This is a genomic window from Cellulosimicrobium protaetiae (assembly GCF_009708005.2).
Lineage (GTDB): Bacteria > Actinomycetota > Actinomycetes > Actinomycetales > Cellulomonadaceae > Cellulosimicrobium > Cellulosimicrobium protaetiae.
On the sequence record NZ_CP052757.1, the window covers coordinates 417,476 to 432,540 of the forward strand.

General features: G+C 75.2%; 13 protein-coding genes. 8 read left to right on the forward strand and 5 right to left on the reverse strand.

Annotated elements, in window-relative coordinates:
• Positions 1-4: 4 nt before the first annotated feature.
• Positions 5-1,243: an amino acid ABC transporter substrate-binding protein gene (locus FIC82_RS01870; RefSeq protein WP_154797345.1), complete on the reverse strand. Its 1,239-nt coding sequence runs from the start codon at positions 1,241-1,243 to the stop codon at positions 5-7.
• Positions 1,244-1,460: 217 nt separating this feature from the next.
• Here FIC82_RS01870 and FIC82_RS01875 point away from each other — a divergent pair, with 217 nt between their 5' ends.
• Positions 1,461-2,528 (forward strand): LacI family DNA-binding transcriptional regulator, encoded by a 1,068-nt coding sequence (locus FIC82_RS01875; RefSeq protein WP_253691343.1) that lies wholly within the window; start codon positions 1,461-1,463, stop codon positions 2,526-2,528.
• 89 nt (positions 2,529-2,617) lie between these two features.
• Here the strand turns inward: FIC82_RS01875 and FIC82_RS01880 are convergent, their stop codons facing one another.
• Positions 2,618-3,466 carry a class I SAM-dependent methyltransferase gene (locus FIC82_RS01880; RefSeq protein ID WP_154797347.1) on the reverse strand — a complete coding sequence of 283 codons (849 nt, stop codon included), beginning with the start codon at positions 3,464-3,466 and terminating at the stop codon, positions 2,618-2,620.
• Positions 3,467-3,654: 188 nt separating this feature from the next.
• Between FIC82_RS01880 and FIC82_RS01885 the strand changes: the two genes are divergently transcribed.
• Genes FIC82_RS01885 through FIC82_RS01895 form a run of 3 tightly spaced genes read left to right on the forward strand, consistent with a single transcriptional unit; the run spans position 3,655 to position 6,205 of the window.
• On the forward strand, positions 3,655-4,653 hold the full coding sequence (locus FIC82_RS01885; RefSeq protein ID WP_154797348.1) for a WXG100 family type VII secretion target: 999 nt from the start codon (positions 3,655-3,657) through the stop codon (positions 4,651-4,653).
• A complete protein-coding gene (locus FIC82_RS01890; RefSeq protein ID WP_154797349.1) occupies positions 4,650-5,465 on the forward strand; it encodes a hypothetical protein in 816 nt (271 codons plus the stop codon). Before FIC82_RS01885 ends, FIC82_RS01890 begins: the two co-directional genes overlap by 4 nt.
• The gene (locus FIC82_RS01895) at positions 5,462-6,205 is read left to right on the forward strand and encodes a hypothetical protein (protein ID WP_154797350.1); all 744 of its coding nucleotides are present in this window, start codon (positions 5,462-5,464) and stop codon (positions 6,203-6,205) included. Before FIC82_RS01890 ends, FIC82_RS01895 begins: the two co-directional genes overlap by 4 nt.
• A gap of 43 nt (positions 6,206-6,248) precedes the next feature.
• Here FIC82_RS01895 and idi read toward each other — a convergent pair whose 3' ends face one another.
• Positions 6,249-6,845, reverse strand: coding sequence for an isopentenyl-diphosphate Delta-isomerase (gene idi, locus FIC82_RS01900; protein WP_154797351.1), 597 nt, complete (start codon positions 6,843-6,845; stop codon positions 6,249-6,251).
• 165 nt (positions 6,846-7,010) lie between these two features.
• Between idi and FIC82_RS20735 the strand changes: the two genes are divergently transcribed.
• From FIC82_RS20735 to FIC82_RS01910, 3 genes are all read left to right on the forward strand, one after another.
• On the forward strand, positions 7,011-8,105 hold the full coding sequence (locus FIC82_RS20735; protein WP_154797352.1) for an iron chelate uptake ABC transporter family permease subunit: 1,095 nt from the start codon (positions 7,011-7,013) through the stop codon (positions 8,103-8,105).
• A gap of 26 nt (positions 8,106-8,131) precedes the next feature.
• Positions 8,132-9,208, forward strand: a complete 1,077-nt coding sequence (fepG, locus tag FIC82_RS01905) for an iron-enterobactin ABC transporter permease (RefSeq protein WP_216610021.1) — start codon at positions 8,132-8,134, stop codon at positions 9,206-9,208.
• A gap of 140 nt (positions 9,209-9,348) precedes the next feature.
• Positions 9,349-10,131 carry an ABC transporter ATP-binding protein gene (locus tag FIC82_RS01910; RefSeq protein ID WP_154799732.1) on the forward strand — a complete coding sequence of 261 codons (783 nt, stop codon included), beginning with the start codon at positions 9,349-9,351 and terminating at the stop codon, positions 10,129-10,131.
• 23 nt (positions 10,132-10,154) lie between these two features.
• Here the strand turns inward: FIC82_RS01910 and FIC82_RS01915 are convergent, their stop codons facing one another.
• Positions 10,155-12,935, reverse strand: coding sequence for an AAA family ATPase (locus FIC82_RS01915; protein ID WP_154797353.1), 2,781 nt, complete (start codon positions 12,933-12,935; stop codon positions 10,155-10,157).
• 213 nt (positions 12,936-13,148) lie between these two features.
• Between FIC82_RS01915 and FIC82_RS01920 the strand changes: the two genes are divergently transcribed.
• Positions 13,149-13,508 (forward strand): response regulator, encoded by a 360-nt coding sequence (locus tag FIC82_RS01920; protein WP_154797354.1) that lies wholly within the window; start codon positions 13,149-13,151, stop codon positions 13,506-13,508.
• Here the strand turns inward: FIC82_RS01920 and FIC82_RS01925 are convergent.
• Complete coding sequence (locus FIC82_RS01925; RefSeq protein WP_154797355.1) at positions 13,489-15,057, reverse strand: sensor histidine kinase; 1,569 nt, start codon at positions 15,055-15,057, stop codon at positions 13,489-13,491. The genes FIC82_RS01920 and FIC82_RS01925 overlap by 20 nt on opposite strands.
• Between the last annotated feature and the right edge of the window lie 8 nt (positions 15,058-15,065).

Here is a 15,065-nt window from a genome sequence, read left to right on the forward strand (position 1 = left end):
GTGATCACCAGGCCGGCTTGGGGAAGACGAAGTCGGCTTCCTTGGCGTCCTGCGGCAGGACGATCTGGATCTCGCCGTCCACGTACTGCTGGATGAGGTGGGCGCCCTGCGGCTTGCCCGTCTCGTCCCAGGTCAGCGGCCCGACGACGGTCTCGACCTCGTTGCTGCGCAGCCACGAGATGAGCTCCTGCTGGCACTCGCCCTGCTCGGCGCACCCGACGGCCTCGACCGCGGCGGCGACGACCTGGCCGGTCGTGTACGCGTTGGCCTCGTCCTCGCCGGGCGGGTTGCCGTGCAGCTCGGTGTACCGCTCGACGAAGTCGACGTTGGACGGCCAGCTCGCGGTCTCCGTGTAGCCGGTGGGCGAGAGGATGCCCTCGGTCTTGGCGCCGATCGCGGCCGAGAACTCGGGGTTGGTCGGCGCGGTGGAGAACGCCGCGAGCGTGGGCTGGTAGTTGAGCTGCTGCAGCGCCACGATGAGGTTCACCGCGTCCTGGTACTGCGTGCCGCCGATGACCATGTCCGCGCCGGAGTCGTTGATCTTCGCGGCGATCGACGAGAAGTCGGTCGTGTTGGGCGGGTAGACCTCGTCGACGACGATCTCGAGCCCGGCGTCGGCGAGCTTGTCGCGCAGGCCGTAGGCCGTGCCCTGGGCGAACGGGTCGTCCATCGAGGCGACGGCGACCGTCTGCGGGCGCTCGCCCTCGGGCATGTCGAGGATGTGGTCCGCGAGGTAGTTGTAGTGGTCGTCCGCGACGGCCGGGGCGGCGTAGAACAGGTTCTCGAAGCCCTGCTCGAACACCTCGGCCGCGGCGCCCGCCGGCTCGACGAAGAGCATCCCGTACTCCTCGGCGACGCGGGCGCTGGGGACGACCAGGCGCGTCGAGAACGGCCCGAACACGAGGTCGACCTCGTCCTGGGCGATGAGCGCCTCGTAGTCCTGGACCACGCGGTCCGCGTTGGACTGGTCGTCGAGGATCTTGAGCTCGACCTGTCGCCCGAGGAGGCCCCCGTCCTCGTTGACGAACTGCGCCCAGGCCTCGTAGCCGCGCTGGACGCCCTTGCCGGGCTCGGAGAAGTCGCCGGTGAGCGGGAGGGAGATGCCGATGACGATCGGGTCGTCGGACCCGCCGCCTCCGCCCTCGCCGTCGGACCCGCCGGAGCACGCCGTGAGGACGAGCGCCGTCGCGGTCGCACCGGCCGCGAGGGCGAGCGCGCGCTGCGAGCGGGTGCGGGTGGACATCCGTGGAGTCGACCGAGAATGCATGGACGTGACTCTCCCTACTTCGTCGTAGTGAAGACCTGAGGCCGTACTGCTCCGTACGAGACCGCTTGTTTACGAAAGCGCTTTCGTAAGCGCTTCCGCTAGAGTACGGTGCGGACAGCGGATGTGGCAAGCGTCACGTCGGGGAGGGTCGTTCGGCCACCGACCGGGCGACGCACGGACGAGCGGAGCAGGGGTGCGTCGAGAGGGTCGGACCACGAAGGGTCGCAGCGCGCTGCGGCTGGTCGACGTCGCCGAGCGGGCGGGCGTCTCGCTCGCGACCGCGTCGCGCGCGCTGTCGGGCAGCGACGGCGTCTCCGAGGTGCTCGCGGAGCACGTCCGCGAGGTCGCGACGGAGATGGGCTACATCGCCAACCCGCACGCGCGCACGCTCGCCGGGGGCACGACGTCGGTCGCCGGCCTGCTCGTCTACGAGATCGGCGACCCGTACTTCTCCGAGATCGCGAGCGGCGTCGTCCGGGTCGCGACCGAGCACGGGTGGAGCGTCCAGATCAGCCACACCGAGCGCGAGCCGAGCGCCGAGGTCACGCAGATCCGGCTCATGCGCGCGCACCGCGTCGGCGCGATCCTCGTCGCCGGGTCGGGGTACGTCGACCCGGCGATGGAGGCCGACGCCGCGCGCGAGCTCGCGGCGTTCCAGGAGGCCGGGGGCCGGGTCGTCGTCATCGGGCGCCACCACCTGCACTGCGACGCCGTGCTGCCGGACAGCGAGGCCGCCGCGGCGAGCCTCACCGACCACGTGCTCGGCCTGGGCCACCGCCGGATCGCCGTCGCCGCCGGTCCCGAGCGGCTCACGACCGTCGCCGACCGCACCGCCGGGATCCGGAGCGCCGTCGCGGCCCACGGGCTCGACCCCGACGACCTGTTCGTCGTGCACGCGCCGTTCACGCGCGAGGGCGGTCGCGACGCGACGCAGCGCATCCTCGCCCAGCGCCCGGACACCACCGCGATCCTCGCGCTCAACGACGCCATGGCCACCGGGGTGCTGTCGCTGCTGCGCGAGCGCGGCGTCGTCGTACCGCGCGACATGTCCGTCACGGGGTTCGACGACATCCAGGTCGCCCAGGACCTCGCGCCCGCCCTGACGACCGTGCGCCTGCCGATGAGCGAGATGGGGGCGACGGCGTTCGAGCTGGCCCTCCGGCCGCCGTCGGCCCGCCCGCGCCGCCGCCGCACCGACCACGAGCTCGTCGTCCGCGACTCCACGGCCGCACCCCGCCCGGACACCCCGGTGGGTGCATGAAATAGTCGCGCCGCAGTCGCCCGGACGCGACTATTTCATGCACTCACGCCTGGCGTGGGGCGTTCCGCGGCGGGGGTGGGAGCAGCGGCTCAGAAGGGCTTGCGGGCCACGACGAGGAAGCGCGGGGACTCGTCGACGAACTCGTGGCCCGCGGCGAGGTGCAGGTGCAGGGCGCGCAGCGGCGCCTCGTACCGCGCGACCGCCTCGGGCGAGAGCGACTCCAGGTCGGGTACCTGCCACGCCATGATCTTGAGGTACCAGAGCACCGAGGACAGGTCCCGGAACCGGCGCAGTCCCTCGTGCTCGCGCGCGACGTCGACGACGAACCCCGCGTCGCGCAGCACCTCGACCGCGGCGTCGAGCGTCACGGAGTCCGGGTCCCACGGCAGGTCGACGCCGAGAGCGGTGTTCAGGCGGACGCCGTCCCGCGAGTCGACCTGCTCGGTGAGAAAAACCCCGCCCGGCTCCAGGACGCGCAGCACCTCGTCCGGGTCGAACTCCTCGTGCCGGTCCAGCACGACCGCGAACTGACCGTCGAAGAACGGCAGGAGCTGCTCCTCGTCGCCCTCGACAGGCCGGACGTCGACGCCCAGGGGCTCGAGCCGGCGTCGGGCCACGGGCAGGTTGGGCGCCCAGCCCTCCGTCGCCGCCGACCCGGCGGGCAGCGGCCCGAGCGTCGAGAACAGCTCGCCGCCCCCGGTCCCGAGGTCGAGCACCGGACCGCGCCCGCTGCCGACCAGCTCGCGCGCGAGCGCGGCGTAGTCCCACGGGAGCGCGTCCTCGACGACCCGGCCCGCCACGGGGGAGAGGTCGGACCCGACCACGGTCACGGCACGGGCCCAGGCGACGTGCTCCTCGAACGAGGCGTCGCGCGCGGGGACGGGCACGTCGGCCCTCGGGTCGGACGTGGCGGGGGAGTCGGGTACCACGGCAGGCATGGGTCGATTGTCACCCGCAGCGGCGCCGTCGCCGAACGCGCGCGCCGCACCGGTGCCGACGCGACGGGGAGTCCTCCCCATCGCGTCGGGGCGGGTGCAGGCGATAACCTCCCCGGTGCCCGTTTCGTGCGCTCCGGGACCCCGGGGCGGTGGCGGGCGACCTACCGACGACGGGGGACGAGGACGACGTGAGCGGGATGTGGGGCGCCGACGTCACCGAGCTGAGGAGGCTCGCGCAGTCGCTGCGCTCCGCCTCCGACCAGCTCGTCAGCACGACGTCCGAGGTCAGCGGCCTCGTGGAGGCCGCGGGCCGGTGGCAGGGTGGCGACGCCGACCAGTTCCGTGGTGAGTGGACCGGGACGTCGGTGGCGCTGCTGCGCGGCGTGAGCCAGACGCTCGCCGAGGCGTCGCAGGCGGTGCTCCGCAACGCCGACGAGCAGTACATGACGAGCACCGAGGGCGGTGCGATCCCGTCGCCGGGCGTCCCCGGGCCCCCGACCGGCCCCGGCGGAGGCCCGCCCGGCGCGGGCGACCCGCTCGCCGGGTCGATCTGGGGCGTCGGCGAGACGGCCTGGGGCGCCTGGGGCGCGGGGAGCGGTGCCTGGATCGCCTACCGGACGTTCCTCGCCGCACGAGGGTTCCTCGACGCGAGCCGGCTCGCGGCCCTGTCCCCCGCGGCAGCGAGCGCCGTCACGCTCACCCGCGGCATGGCGGTCGGCGACGCGCTCAGCGTGCTCGGCCGGGCCACGACCTTCTCCCGGTTCATGGGTTTCGCCGGCGGCGCCGCGGGCGTCGTCGGCGGCATCAACCAGATCGTCAACACCCAGTACGACGGCGTGCGGGGCGGGGTGGACCGGGGCATGGGCGTGCTGTCGGTGATCGGTGGCGCGGGGACCATGGCGATCGCCGCGGGCTTGCTCACCAACCCGGTCGGCATCGCCGTCGTCGCCGGGGCGGCGGCCGTCGCCGGCGTCTGGGCGCTCGGCAACCTCGTGTACGACAACTGGGACTCGATCAGCGGGTTCTTCTCGGACCCCGGTCCGTACCTCGCCGACGGCTGGAACGACGTCAAGGACTTCGCGGGGAACGCGGCCGATACCATCGAGGACGTCGCGTCCGACGTCGGGGACGCGATCGGCGACGGGCTGTCCGCCGCCGGTGACTTCGTCGGAGGGCTCTTCTCGTGACCCAGCAGCAGACCATGCGGTGGTCCGCCGCCGACATCGCCGCTGCCGAGCAGACGCTCGCACGCACCGCCCCCGGCGAGGTGACGCACGTCGTCACGCTCACGGACGAGGAGGTCGCGATCCTCGACGGCCTCCCGAACGTCCAGATCGTCCCGCTTCCCTGGCTCGACGCCCAGGAGGGCGCCGACCGTACGCTCGTCGGGCGCGTCGCCCTGCGCTCGCTGCTCGCCCGGGGTCTCGTGGTCCCGTCGGACGAGGAGCGGCCGCCCGGGCCGGACGGCCAGCCGCAGGTCGGGATCGACGCCGTACCCGAGGTGACGGGACCGCTCGTCCTGCGCCGCACCGCGAACGCCATCCTGTCCGCCGAACGGACGACGGCGCTCGGCAAGCACTGGGTCTTCGTCTACCTGCACGAGGACGACCAGGTGCTGGAGGAGGAGATCGGGCCGAGCGGCCACCACTCCTTCAGCGTCTACCCGCTCGCCGAGGTCACCGGTCGCCTCGCGGTCTTCCTCGACCCGGCCGCGAAGGCGGTGCTCGACGGCCGCACGCAGACGTTCACGACCGACGAGTTCGCCGCCTCGGCCCGGACCTCGCCCGAGCTCGCGGAGGCCGTCGCCGTCACGGTGCTCGGCGCCGTCCGCGCCGGGTCCGACGTCCTGGTCCAGGTGAGCGTCTACGCGACCCCCGACGGCGTGTACGCCGTCCGCGGCGGCGAGCACGGGGCGGACGGCGCTCCCGTCACCCTCGAGATGTCAGAGATCGGGCCCGCGACGCTCCGCCGCCTGCCGACCGAGCTCCTCGGCCGATGACGCCGGCGCCCCTGTCCGGGGACCGTGCGACGCGCAAGGTGCGCCACTGGGCCGAGGCGTCCCGGCTCGGGCGCCTGCGGCACGTGGAGTCCGCGACGCCGAACGGCCCCGCGTGGGCCGTGACCGCCGCGCTCGTCCTCCTCGCGCCCGTGGCCAGCCTCCTCGACGGCGAACCGGTGATCGCCGCGACCCTGCTGGTGTCCGTCGGGGCCGTCCTCGGACTTCTCCTGTGGTTCCTCGGCTCGGAGAAGCTCCTCGTGCTCGACGGCGGGATCGTCGTCGGCTCCTTCGCGCCGTTCCTGCGCCCCACGGTGATCCCGTGGTCGGGCCTCGACGCCCGGACGGTGACCGCGGTCGTGGGGAACCAGCGCACGATCGGCCTCCTGCTGGCCGACCGCGGGGTCGGCGGGGCGTCGCGCACCGTGCTGTGGTCCCGGCGTCCCGTCACGTTCATCGCCGTGTCGCCCCTGGTCGCGCGGCACGCGTGGGCGCAGCGCCAGCCGGTCGACCTCGCGACCGCCCCGGGGTTCGACCTGTGGGTCTTCTCGACCCGGAGGCCCTCACGCCAGGAGCCGCTCGTCCGCGCGCTCGCCGCGGCGATGCACGACGCGCGGGTCCCGGGCGCCGACGCCGTCGTGGCGCACGCACTGCCGCCCCGGCGGCTGCGCTCGACCGTCGAGGACGCCGACCACCTCGGCATCCCGGAGCGGTTCCGCCGGGCGCCGCTGCGTCGCGCCTAGCCGCACACCTGCCAGGACGCGGGCCGCGGCGCCGGACGCCGGGTCAGTCGTGCTCGGGCGCGAACGCCGCGGCGAGGCGCGCCGTCGGGCCGTCGCCCCCGGTGCTCACGGTGCCGAGGGCGGCGACCTGGAGCACCATCCACGGGCTGAAGGCCCAGGGCGTCGCGGCGACGGCGAGGGCGACGTCGCGCGGGTCCGCCCAGGCGGTCTCCATGACCTCGTCCGGGTTCGGCTCGACCCCGCCCACGGCGTGCGCCGTGTAGACGGGACAGATCTCGTTCTCGACGACGCCGGAGGCGTCGACCGCGCGGTAGCGGAACCCCGGCACCGCGACCTCGAGGCCCGCGATCTCCAGGCCGAGCTCGTGGCCCGCGTGCCGGACGATCGACTCCTCGGTCGTCTCGGTCCAGCGGGGATGGCCGCAGAACGAGTTGGTCCACACGCCCGGCCACGTGCGCTTCGCGAGCGCGCGCCGCGTGAGCAGGAGGCGGCCCGCGTCGTCGAGCACGTAGCAGGAGAAGGCGAGGTGGAGGGGCGTCTCGGTCGTGTGGACGGCGGCGCGCTCGAAGGTGCCGGTCCGACGGCCCTGGTCGTCGACGGTGACGACGTGGTCGGCGGCGACGGGGACGTGCGAGGTCATGCGGCCACTCTCGCACACGCGCGGCGGGGCCCGGCAACCGTCGGCCGGGCTGCTCCTGGGCGACCGGCGATCTTGGCGGGCACACGGGTGCGTGACCTAAGGTGAGGGTACCCTCACTCGTCATCGACCCGACCGGGCACGCGCCCCCGAGCAGATCCGAGCACCATGACCTCGCCCGCGACCGCCGACGCGCCGGCCGGCGCCCCCGACGGCGCCTCGCCCGCGACGACCGACCGCGACGACCGTCCCGCGGGGCTCGCCCGCACCAACGCTGGTCGCAGCCTCGGGCTCCTCGTGGCGGTCGGGGTGCTCGTCCTGGCGGTCGCGCTGAGCCTCGTCGTCGGCTCCAAGCCGGTCCCGCTCGGCACGGTGTGGGACGCGCTGACCGGCTACGACGGCTCGGGCGACCACGTGATCGTCCGCGACCTGCGGCTGCCGCGCACGATCGTCGGCCTGCTCGTCGGGACGGCGCTCGGCGTCTCGGGCGCCCTCATCCAGGCCATGACGCGCAACCCGCTCGCCGACCCGGGCATCCTCGGCGTCAACGCGGGCGCCGCGTTCGCGGTGGTGCTCGCGGTCGCGTTCCTCGGGTTCACGGACATCCAGTCCTTCATCTGGTTCGCGTTCGCCGGGGCGGTCGTCGCGACCGTCGCGGTCTACGCCATCGGGTCGCAGGGGCGCGGGGGAGCGACGCCGGTGCGCCTGACCCTCGCGGGCGTCGCGCTCGGGGCCGTCCTGGGCGGCATCTCGCAGGGCATCACGCTGCTCGACCCCGCGGCGTTCGACCGCATGCGCTTCTGGGGTGCGGGCTCGCTGGCCGGCCGCACGATGGAGATGTCCGGCACGATCGCGCCGTTCGTCGTGGTCGGGCTCGTCATCGCGCTCGTGGTCGCGCGCCCGCTCAACACCATCGCGCTCGGCGACGACCTCGCGAGCTCGCTCGGCGCCCACGTCGGGCGCACGCGCATCCTCGTCGGCGTCGCGGTGATGCTCCTGTGCGGCGCCGCGACGGCGGCCGCCGGGCCGATCGCGTTCGTCGGGCTCATGGTGCCGCACGTCGCGCGCTGGACGGTCGGCCCCGACCAGCGCTGGATCCTCCCGTACTCGGCCGTGCTCGCGCCGGTCCTGCTGCTCGTGTCCGACGTCGTCGGCCGCGTCGTCGTCACGCCGGGCGAGCTCCAGGTCGGGATCGTCACCGCGTTCGTCGGCGCCCCCGTCCTCATCGCGCTCGTGCGCCGCTCGAAGGCGAGCGGGCTGTGAGCGCCCCCGTCCGGGGCGACGCGCCCGTGGACCCGTCCGTGCGCGGCGGCGGCGCGCACCGCGTCGACTTCGGCCGCCCCACGCGCGTCGTGCGCGGGCTCGGCGGCCGCGTGAGCCACCGGCTCGACCTGCGCACGCTCGCGGTGTGCGGGGCGCTGCTGCTCGTCGCGCTCGCGATCGGCGTGGTCGCGCTGACCACGGGCGACTACCCGCTCACCGTCTCGCAGGTCCTCCAGGCGCTCGTCGGCGCGGCCGACGGTCCGGTGCACATGGTCGTCGTCGAGTGGCGCCTGCCGCGCGCGCTCATGGCGCTCGTGCTCGGCGCGGCGCTCGGCGCGAGCGGCGCGATCTTCCAGTCCCTCACGCGCAACCCGCTCGGCAGCCCCGACGTCATCGGCTTCAACACCGGCGCCTACACGGGCGCGCTCGTCGTCATCATGCTGCTCGGCGGCGGGTACGTCGGCGTCGCGGCGGGCGCGCTCGTCGGCGGCATCGTCACCGCGGGGGTCGTGTACGTCCTCGCGTACCGGCGCGGCGTCCAGGGCTTCCGGCTCATCATCGTCGGCATCGCCGTCTCGGCGATGCTCGCGTCCGTCAACCAGTGGCTCATCATCAAGGCCGACCTCGAGACCGCGATGGCCGCCGCCGTGTGGGGCGCCGGGTCGCTCAACGGCATGACGTGGGCGCAGGCCGTCCCCGCGGCCGTGCTCGCCGCGCTCATCGCGCTGCCGCTCGTCTGGCTCGCGCCGCGCATGGGCATGCTCGAGCTCGGGGACGACGCCGCGGCCGCCCTCGGCCTGCGCAGCGAACGGGTGCGCCTCGCCCTCGTGGTCGTCGGCGTCGCGCTCACCGCCCTCGTCACCGCCGCCGCCGGACCGATCACGTTCGTGGCCCTCGCCGCCCCGCAGCTCGCGCGCCGCCTCACGGGCGCCGCGGGCGTGCGGATCCTCCCCGCCGCCGCCATGGGCGCCGTGCTGCTCGCCGCGAGCGACCTCGTGGCGCAGCGCGCGTTCGCGCCCACCCAGCTCCCGGTCGGCGTCGTGACCGTGAGCGTCGGCGGCGCCTACCTCGTCTGGCTCCTCGTGCGCGAGGCCCGCAAGTGACCACGAACCCGCAGACCGGAAGGAACCCGGTGGCACTCACGAACCTCGCGTCCGCCCCGAGCGTCGCCGACGCGCCGAGCGACGCGCCGAGCGACGCGCCGAGCGACGCGCACGCCGACCGCGTCCCGCCCGCGGACCGCCTGCACGCCGAGGGGATCACGGTCGGCTACGACGACCGCGTCATCTCGTCCGACCTCGACGTGAGCATCCCCGACGAGTCGTTCACGGTGATCGTCGGGCCGAACGCGTGCGGCAAGTCGACGCTGCTGCGCGCGCTGTCGCGCCTGCTCAAGCCGTCGCGGGGGCAGGTCGTGCTCGACGGCCGCTCGATCTCGTCGATCCCCGCGAAGGAGGTCGCGCGCCGGCTCGGCCTCCTGCCGCAGACGTCGATCGCGCCCGAGGGCATCACCGTCGCCGACCTCGTCGCGCGCGGGCGCTACCCCCACCAGAAGCTCCTGCGGCAGTGGTCGCGCGAGGACGAGGCCGCGGTGGTCGGCGCGCTCGCCGCGACCGGGACGACCGAGCTCTCGGGCCGCCTCGTCGACGAGCTCTCCGGCGGCCAGCGCCAGCGCGTCTGGGTCGCCATGGTCCTCGCGCAGGAGACCCCGATCCTCCTGCTCGACGAGCCGACGACGTTCCTCGACATCGCGCACCAGATCGAGCTGCTGGAGCTGTGCGCCGACCTCAACCGCGACCGCGGCCACACGCTCGTCGCGGTGCTGCACGACCTCAACCACGCGTGCCGGTACGCGACGCACCTCATCGCCATGAAGGACGGCGCGATCGTCGCCGAGGGCGCGCCGGCCGACGTCGTGACGGCCGAGCTCGTCGAGGACGTGTTCGGCCTGCCGTGCCGCATCATCGCCGACCCCGTGACGGGCACCCCGCTCGTGGTGCCCGAAGGTCGTCCCCGCCGCGCCTGAGACGCGCCTGAGAGGGTGTCGGCTCATCCGGCCATCCGCTCCTCGACGGCCCAGCCGATGGCCTTGCGCACCTCCTTGCGCGACCCGACGCCGAGCTTGGAGAAGATCTTCCGCAGGTGCCACTCGACGGTCCGCGGGCTGAGGAACAGGCGTGCGGCGATCTCCGGGTTCGTGTGCCCCAGCGCGGTGAGCCGGGCGATCTCGGCCTCCTGCTCGGTCAGCTCCGTCGCGGCCGCGCCGGAGCGGCGCAGCGCGTGCACGCCCGCCGCGACGAGCTCGCGCCGGGCGCGGTCGGCGAAGCCCTGGGCCCCCATCTCGGCGAACATCTCGTGGGCCCGGCCGAGCTGCTCGCGGGCGTCCGCGCGCCGGTCGGCGCCGCGCAGCCACTCGCCGTAGAGCAGGTGGGCACGCGCCAGGACGAAACGCAGCGGGGTGCGCGACAGCCGGTCGATCGCCCCGCGGTAGCCCTTCTCGGCCTCGGTCCCGGCGGAGACGAGGGCGCGGCACAGCTCCGCCGCGCCGGCCGCCCAGTCCGTCCCGGACGCCGATGCCACCTCGGCGACGCGGCGGGCGGCGTCCCGCCCCCGCGCGGGCGCCCCGGCCCGTGCGGCCGCCTCGACCAGCTCGACCGCCGACCAGGTCGCGACCGGGAGCTCCTCCGGGTGCGCGCTGCCCTCCTCCGCCGCGGCGAGCGCCCGGGCGTGGTCGCGTCGGGCGTTGTGCAGCACGGCCGAGGACCAGGACCGCAAGGTCGACCAGGCACCGTCACCCGAGTCGGCCGCACGACCGGCATCGTCCACCACGAGCGCGGCCACCTCGTGCTCGTCGCCGCGCCACGCCGCGACGAGCAGGTCGCCGGACGAGGGGTGCTCGCCGTGCGTGGCGGTCGCGACGGCCGCGGCCTCCCGCGCGAGAAGCTGTGCTGCCGGGAGGTCCCCGGACAGGAGCTCGAGGGTGGTACGGGACGTCAGCGCGTCGAGCAGCACCGGGAGCCGGCCGTTCGCGCGAGCGACGGTGATCGTCCGCGCGGACAGGTCGCGCCACACCGCGTCGTCCCAGAGGGCACCGGCGGCGAGGGTCGCGAGCGCGAGCCACCCGGCGGGGTCCTCGGACGGCACGGCCCCACCGACGAAGGCGTCGAGGGCGGCCCGCAGCTCCGGTGCACCCTCGCCCGGGCCGCTGACCACCGTGGAGGCGAGGCCCCCGAGCAGGGCGCACGTCGGGTCGTCGTCGGACGACGACCGGGCACGCGCGGCACCGACCGCACGAGCGACGGCGACCACCCCGTCCCGACGCGCGAGGCGCCCGCGGACCAGGGCGGTCGCGAACGCGTCGCGGTAGACCGTGCGGGCCCGCGTCGGGTCGACGGGCTCGAGACGACGCGCCGCGGCGAGCAGCGACTCCGCCTCCTGGTCGCCCTGCAAGGCTGCGAGGTGCGCGCGCAGGCGGTACACGTCCGCGGCGTGGCGGGTTCCGGACCCGGTCGCCTCCGCGACGGCCAGGAGCTGCCGCGCCCGTGCGAGCGCCCCGGACCGGAGCATGTCCTCGGCCGCGCGCAACGCCCGCTCGGCACGGAGCCCGGGCTCTCGCGTCACCCCGACGGCGAGCTCGCGGATCGCCGCGGCCGCCGCGAGACCGCCGTGCGCGACCGCGCGCTCCGCCGACCGTTCCAGCGCGACCGCCACGTCTTCGTCGTACCCGGCCGTCGCGTGGGCGAGGTGCCACACGTGACGGTCGGGGTCGAGCTCGGGGTCGGTCGTCCCCGCGAGCGCCTGGTGGGCGGCACGGCGCTCGTCGGCGGCGGCGTGGCGGTAGACGGCGGAGCGCACCAGGGGGTTGTCGAACCGGGCTCCGCCGACGTCGAGCAGACCGTCGGCCTCCGCGGGCGCGGCGTCCGCGGGGCCGAGGCCCAGGGAGGACGCGGCGCGCCAGATCGCGACGGGGTCGTGCCGCGGCTCGGCGGCGACGACGAGGAGCAGCCGCCGGGCGGGCTCCGGCAGGCGCTCGATCCGGTCGATCAGGGCCGTCGGCACCTCGCGCGGCCGAGCCCCCGGGGCCCCCGTCGCGATGCCGCCCCCCAGCCGGTCGACGGCGAGCCCGTGCGACACGTCGAGCAGGACGCGCGGGTTGCCTCCCGCCTCGGAGACGACCCGACGCAGGACCCCGTCGTCGAGCGGTCCGGGGACGACCGTCTGCAGCAGCCGTCGGGCGTCCCGGTCCGCGAGACCGGTGACCTCCAGCTCGGGGAAGCCCTCGAGCACGTCGGACTCGGGCCAGGTCGACGTCGCGAGGGCGACGAGGACGGCGTCCCCGGCGAGCCGCCTGCACACGAAGGCGAGCACGTCGATCGACGCGGGATCGAGCCGGTGGGCGTCGTCGACCAGGCAGACCGTCGGGCGCCGGGCGCCCGAGTCCGTGAGCAGCCCCAGGACGGCGAGCCCCACGAGGAACGGGTCGGGGGCTCGGCCGTCGTCCCCGAGACCGAGCGCGGCGCGCAGGGCGGCCGCCTGCGGTCGGGGCAGGCGGTCGAACCGGCTCGACATCGGCGCCACGAGCTGGTGCAGCCCGGCGTAGGCCAGGCCCGACTCCGACCGTGCGCCCGTCACCCGCAGCACGGTGCAGCCGTGCGCCACGACCTCGAGCCGTCGCAGCAGGGCCGTCTTGCCGACTCCCGCGTCGCCCCGCAGCACCACGACCTGGGCGTGCCCGGCGCGCGCGCCGGCGAGGAGGTCGTCGAGCACGTGCAGCTCGCGCTCCCGACCCACCAGATCCTGACCCAGCACCTCCGCGGTCCGCGTCCCCATCGCGTGCTCCTGTCGTCCGTGGCCGGGCCAGTCCCCGGCCGTGCCAGCATCGCGCCGGCCGGTCCGGTCGCGCGTCGCCGTCACCGGCAGTCCCGAGGTCGTGACCGCCACCAGGCCCGCTACCGGCTACCCGGTAGTCCACCGCCGCGCCCCCGCGCGTCCTTCCGGCTACCCGCAATGCGCACCGCCCCGCGGCGACCGCATGCTGGAGCCATGGAGACCACAGTCGTGATCGTGGACGACAGCACGGTCTACATCGCAGCCGCGCAGGCACTGCTCGAGCGCGAGGGGATGCAGGTCGTCGGACACGCGGGAGGGAGCGCCGAGGCCGTCGACCTCTGCGCGCGGGTGCAGCCCGACGTCGTGCTCGTCGACGTCGCGCTCGGGGGCGAGAGCGGGTTCGACGTCGTGCGCCGGCTCGCGCGCGAGGGCGGGCCGACCCTCGTCCTCATCTCGACCCGCACCGCGGACGAGGTCGACGAGATGCTCGACGCGTCGCCCGCCGCCGGTTTCGTGACGAAGTCCGCGCTCTCGGCGGACGTCATCCGCTCCCTCATGCCGTCGGCAGGCTGAACTCCAGCGTCGTGCCGGCACCGGGGGCGCTCGTGACGTCCATCCGGCCGCCGAGAGCGTGCACGCGGTCCTCCATGCCGACGAGACCCGACCCGCGCCGGGGGTCCGCACCGCCCACCCCGTCGTCCGACACGACGACGGCGAGCTCGGCGTCGTCGTGCGCGACCCGGACGTGCACCTCGGTGGCGCGCGCGTGCTTGGTGACGTTGGTGAGGGCCTCGGAGACCAGGTAGTACGCCGCGACCTCCACGCTCGCCGGGAGCGACCGGTCGAGGTCGACCTCGAGGACGACGGGCACCGCCGAGCGTCGCGCGAGGGACCGGAGCGCCGCCCGCAGCCCTCCGGTCTCGAGGATCGCCGGGTGGATGCCGCGCGCGAGCTCGCGCAGCTCGTCGACCGCCTCCGAGAGGTTCCCACCGATGGCCGCGAGATCCCCGCGCACCTCCGTGAGCTCCGGGGGGACCCGCGACTGCGCTCGCCGCACGTCGAGCGCGAGCGACACGAGGCGCTGCTGGATGCCGTCGTGCAGGTCGCGTTCGAGGCGTCGTCGGGTCTCGTCCACCGCGACGACGATCCGCGTGCGCGACGCCACGAGCGCCGCCCGGTCGCGCGCGTTGGAGAACACCATGGCGACCAGGTCGGTGAGGTCGGCCAGCCGCTTCTCGACGGCGTCCGTGACGGGCGTGCCGTGCCGCGACCCGACCGCCAGGACGCCCCAGAGGCGACCGCCGAGGTAGACCGGGAACCCGACGGCCGCGCTGATGCCGCCGGACGTGACCCGTTCCGCCATCGCGCCGCGCGGGGCCACGTAGCGGTCGAGCCGGGCACGCTCGCCCGTGCGCAGCACCCGGAGCGTCACGCTGTCGCCGTCGAGCGGCATCCGCTCGCCGACGTCGAGCAGGCCGGGGTCGCCCCAGGCCGCCACGACGGTCGCCGTCCCGTCGGGCCCGTACTCGAGGACGCGCACCGCGTCCACCGCACCGAGCCGGCCGACCTCCTCGGCCGTGGTCGCGAAGACCTCCGCCGGCGACGCGTCGGCCGTGGACAGCCGCGCGATCCGCCGCAGCGCCGCCAGCTCGTCGGAGAGGGCGACCTGGGCGCGGTCGAGGGACCCCAGCCGACGTCTGGTGCGCGCGCTCACCGCGCACACCAGGACGATCACGACCAGGTACAGCGCGAGCGCACCCCAGTTCTCGTAGTCGCGGAGCCGGAAGGTCCGCAGCGGTTTGAGGTAGAAGAAGTCGAAGGCGAGGATCGTGCCGAGGGCGAGCGGGACCGCGTAGAGGTCGAGTCCGGCGTGGGCGGTCCGCAGGATCAGCGCCACGCAGGCCAGCGCGAGCACGGTCGCGACGACCGGCCCGCCGACGAGCACGAGGACCGCCGACGCGATGCCGAAGAGCAGCAGGGCCAGCCCGACCGCGACCAGCGCCAGGACGGGGACGGGCCACGCGACGTCCGCGCGCCGTGGGTCCCCGGGCAGCAGGAGCCGCCGCCACACCGCCCCGCGGCGGGGCGCCTGCACGACCGCGGCGTCGTCCGTCGTCGTCACTGCCGCAC

Excerpts from the sequence above, each read along its gene's own strand:
- FIC82_RS01870 (WP_154797345.1), bottom strand. The coding sequence starts at position 1,243 with ATGTCCACCCGCACCCGCTCGCAGCGCGCGCTCGCCCTCGCGGCCGGT.
- FIC82_RS01880 (WP_154797347.1), bottom strand. The coding sequence starts at position 3,466 with ATGCCTGCCGTGGTACCCGACTCCCCCGCCACGTCCGACCCGAGGGCC.
- FIC82_RS01895 (WP_154797350.1), top strand. The coding sequence starts at position 5,462 with ATGACGCCGGCGCCCCTGTCCGGGGACCGTGCGACGCGCAAGGTGCGC.
- idi (WP_154797351.1), bottom strand. The coding sequence starts at position 6,845 with ATGACCTCGCACGTCCCCGTCGCCGCCGACCACGTCGTCACCGTCGAC.
- FIC82_RS20735 (WP_154797352.1), top strand. The coding sequence starts at position 7,011 with ATGACCTCGCCCGCGACCGCCGACGCGCCGGCCGGCGCCCCCGACGGC.
- FIC82_RS01915 (WP_154797353.1), bottom strand. The coding sequence starts at position 12,935 with ATGGGGACGCGGACCGCGGAGGTGCTGGGTCAGGATCTGGTGGGTCGG.
- FIC82_RS01920 (WP_154797354.1), top strand. The coding sequence starts at position 13,149 with ATGGAGACCACAGTCGTGATCGTGGACGACAGCACGGTCTACATCGCA.